This window comes from uncultured Thiocystis sp. (genome assembly GCF_903866365.1).
Classification (GTDB): Bacteria; Pseudomonadota; Gammaproteobacteria; order Chromatiales; family Chromatiaceae; genus Chromatium.
Map to the genome: position 1 here is coordinate 1 of NZ_CAIPNF010000263.1, position 3,426 is coordinate 3,426.

At 63.1% G+C, this 3,426-nt stretch carries 3 protein-coding genes and 1 tRNA gene; 3 read left to right on the plus strand and 1 reads right to left on the minus strand.

The genetic code is table 11. The features are described 5' to 3' along the window. Positions 1 to 216: 216 nt before the first annotated feature. Positions 217 to 1,707 (minus strand): mannose-1-phosphate guanylyltransferase/mannose-6-phosphate isomerase, encoded by a 1,491-nt coding sequence (locus QZY07_RS14455; protein WP_295404071.1) that lies wholly within the window; start codon positions 1,705 to 1,707, stop codon positions 217 to 219. A 149-nt stretch (positions 1,708 to 1,856) separates the two neighbouring features. On the opposite strand from QZY07_RS14455, the gene QZY07_RS14460 reads away from it, so the two are divergent. The 3 genes from QZY07_RS14460 (at position 1,857) to QZY07_RS14470 (ending at position 3,425) form a co-directional block, all read left to right on the plus strand. Then, on the plus strand, positions 1,857 to 2,669 hold the full coding sequence (locus QZY07_RS14460) for an inositol monophosphatase (protein WP_295404073.1): 813 nt from the start codon (positions 1,857 to 1,859) through the stop codon (positions 2,667 to 2,669). Between the two features lie 124 nt (positions 2,670 to 2,793). Next, positions 2,794 to 3,237: a tetratricopeptide repeat protein gene (locus QZY07_RS14465; protein ID WP_295404075.1), complete on the plus strand. Its 444-nt coding sequence runs from the start codon at positions 2,794 to 2,796 to the stop codon at positions 3,235 to 3,237. Positions 3,238 to 3,338: 101 nt separating this feature from the next. Next, positions 3,339 to 3,425, plus strand: a tRNA-Leu gene (locus tag QZY07_RS14470). Position 3,426 lies beyond the last annotated feature (1 nt).

The window sequence follows — 3,426 nt, forward strand, 5'->3', positions numbered from 1 at the left end:
GGAAAATCTGACTTCCTTACAGGGAAACCCTGTATTGACTGCGCTTGGAGTGCGACTATTGGTTTCACCTCTTTGCGGCAGATCCCCTCAACTACCTGATTTCTTGGTTTTTCTTTCCAAATTGAACTGAACCAGTGCCGGTTCTCCAGTCGGCTCTCAAAGAGTCCTTCATACCATCATGGTCTTAAATTTAGAACTGCTGATCCTGATCTGGGATCAACGGGTTTCGGTCGGATCCCGGTTGTAGCGATCCTCGAAGCGGACGATGTCGTCCTCGCCGAGATAGCTGCCGGACTGGACCTCGATCAGTTCCAGGAGAATGCTGCCGGGATTTTCCAGCCGATGCGTGGTGCCGACCGGGATGTAGGTGGACTGATTCTCCGTGAGCAGAAAAGATTTGTCGTCGCAGGTGACGCGCGCGGTGCCCGAGACCACGACCCAGTGCTCGGCGCGGTGATGGTGCATCTGGAGCGAGAGCGATTCGCCCGGTTTGACGATCAGTCGCTTGACCTGATAGCGCGACCCCTGTCCGATCGACTCGTAGGAACCCCAGGGCCGATGGACCTGTTGATGATGACGGTGTTCGTTGCGCTGCTCGCGCTGGAGGAACTGGGTGACGGCCTTCACGTCCTGCGCGCTGTCCTTGGTGGCGACCAGTACCGCGTCGGGCGTCTCCACCACGATCAGATCGTTGACGCCAATCGCGGCCAACATCCGATGCTGGGCCATCAGCAGATTGTTGTGGGCGTTGTGCACGAAGGCATCGCCCGTCAGCACATTCCCCGCCGCGTCCTGTTCGCGGACCTCCCAGAGCGCCGACCAGGCGCCGACATCGGACCAGCCGACATCGAGTGGCACCACCACCGCCGGCGGCAGATCGGCGGCGGCGCCATCCGATAGATGCTCCATGACCGCATAGTCGATGGAGTCGCTGGGACAGGCGCCGAAAAGTTCGGGATCGAGACGCAGAAAGGCGCCGTCGATCTTGGCGCCGGCGAAGGCGGCGGCTGCGGCCTGCGCGATGTCGGGTCGAAAGCGCTCGATCAGACGCATCCAGAGCGAGGCATTGAGCACGAAAATACCGCTGTTCCAGAGATAATCGCCCGAGGCCAGATAGCCTTGCGCGGTCTCGGCATCGGGCTTTTCCACGAATCCTGCCAGACCATAGGCACGGCCCGCGAGCCCCTCCGAGGGGTAGGGCTGGCCCTGACGGATATAGCCATAACCGGTCTCGGGTTTGCTCGGCACGATCCCGAAGGTCACCACGGCGCCCTGTCGGGCGATCACGCAGGCATCGGCCACGGCCGCGCGAAAACCGGGTTCGTTGCGGATGGTATGATCCGCTGGCATGACCAGCAGGATGGGATCCTCGCCCGCCTGGGTCGCGGCGAGCGCGGCCAGCGTCAACGCGGGCGCGGTATTGCGACCCTTGGGTTCGAGGAGAATCCCGGCGGGATGGCGCCCGAGGATCCGCATCTGTTCGGCGACCAGGAAGCGATGCGCCTCGTTACAGACCACCAGCGGATCGGTCTGGCCGATCGCCTGACGCGGATGTTCCTCGTCCAGTCCGTCGAGACGCCGCACGGTCTCCTGGAAGAGCGTGTGCTCGCTGGTCAAGGGCAGGAACTGTTTCGGATAGGCTTCGCGGGACATCGGCCAGAGCCGGGTACCGGAACCGCCGGAGAGAATCACAGGTTGTAGTGGCATTGCGGATGACCTGATCCGTGGAGTTGAACGGGAAAATCATGCGACCGCGTCCGGCGGGAGAGGCTGTGTTTGCCGGTCGGCTCGGGACGCAGTTTCGATTAGAGCAACCGCAGCCTTCGCGGTCAAACACGCAAGAGGATCCCGACACAATGAACCCCGAACTCACGCTGCTGGCGCGGTTGCTGCGCGAAACCGCCGCGACCGAAATCCTGCCGCGCTGGCACCGCACGCGCGTCGATCGCAAGGCCGATGGCAGTCTGGTCACCGCGGCGGATCTGGCGGCGCAGACCCATCTCGCCGAGGCTCTCGCGCGCGCCTTTCCCGAGATTCCCTTGCTGGGGGAGGAGATGCGCGAGTCCGAACAGGAGCGTCTGCTCGCCGCTGCCGAGCGTGGCGTCTGGGTGCTCGATCCGCTGGACGGGACCAGCAACTATGCCAGCGGCTATCCCGGATTCTCGATCTCGCTGGCGCTGTTCGAGCAGGGCCAGGCGGTGCTGGGGGCGATCCTCGATCCGGTGCGCGACGAGTGTTTTACCGCCGCCCGAGGGCAGGGTGCCTGTCTCAACGGAGCGCCGATCCAACCCTTCGCCGCCGGCCCGGAACTGGGCGATTGTCTGGCCATGATCGATCTGAAACGGCTGCCGTCCCAATCGCTGGCCGCGCTCTTTCGCCCCGGCGGCTTCCGCTCGCAACGCAATCTCGGGTCGGTGGCACTGGACTGGTGCTGGCTGGCGTCCGGACGCGTTCAGCTCTATCTGCATGGCGGTCAGCGGCTTTGGGACTATGCCGCAGGGCGTCTGATCGCGGGCGAGGCTGGCGCGGCCTCGCGTCAGTATCGAAGGGACGGCATCACGCCGACCGACGGGCTGACGCTGGAATCCCAACTCGCCATCGGCGCCGCCAATGAAGACCTGTTGGCGCGCTGGCTGGCCTTCGTCGATCTGCCGTTGAAGGCGACCTGAATGGTTATCCGTGCCAGTGGCATCCGGTTGATTCGTCCGCCACTGCCCTCAGTTTCACTAGTACCGAAAATACGTCCGGGCGATGCCTGTGCCGTCCTCTCGCTGAAACCCGAGGTGTCTCCCGATGAGTCATGACCCCAGCGGTCTCGACATGGATCTCTCCAGCGGCATTGCCGCCTTCGAGTCCAAGCAATTCTCACGAGCCACGGGCCTGCTGTCCCCGCTCGCCGAACAGGGCAATGTGGAGGCGCAGTACCGGATGGCGATCATGGCCCAGAACGGGCTTGGCATGCTGCCCAATCCGCTGCTGGCCTACAGTTACATGAAGGCCGCCGCCACCGCCGGTCTCGGACTTGCGCAGCACGGTCTGGCCTTCATGTACATGCAGGGCGAATGCACCGACAAGAATCCGGCCAAGGCCATCGAATGGTTCAGGAAAGCCGCCGAGCAGGGGCTCGTCGGTTCGCTCACGACGCTGGCGCTGATGTACGAGGAGGGCCACGGCGTGGAGAAGGATCAGGAAGAGGCCAACCGACTCTATCGGCTCGCAGGATTCGACGAACGCTGAGCGGGCGATGAACGCGGTGGTCGTGGAATGGCGTCCAGCGGGAATGGTGCAACCGGGGATACCATTTCAGTCGTCACAAGTGTATATTTTCAGACTGCGTTGCCGGGGTGGCGAAATTGGTAGACGCATCAGACTCAAAATCTGACGGGGGTGACCCCATGCCGGTTCGATTCCGGCCCTCGGTACCAA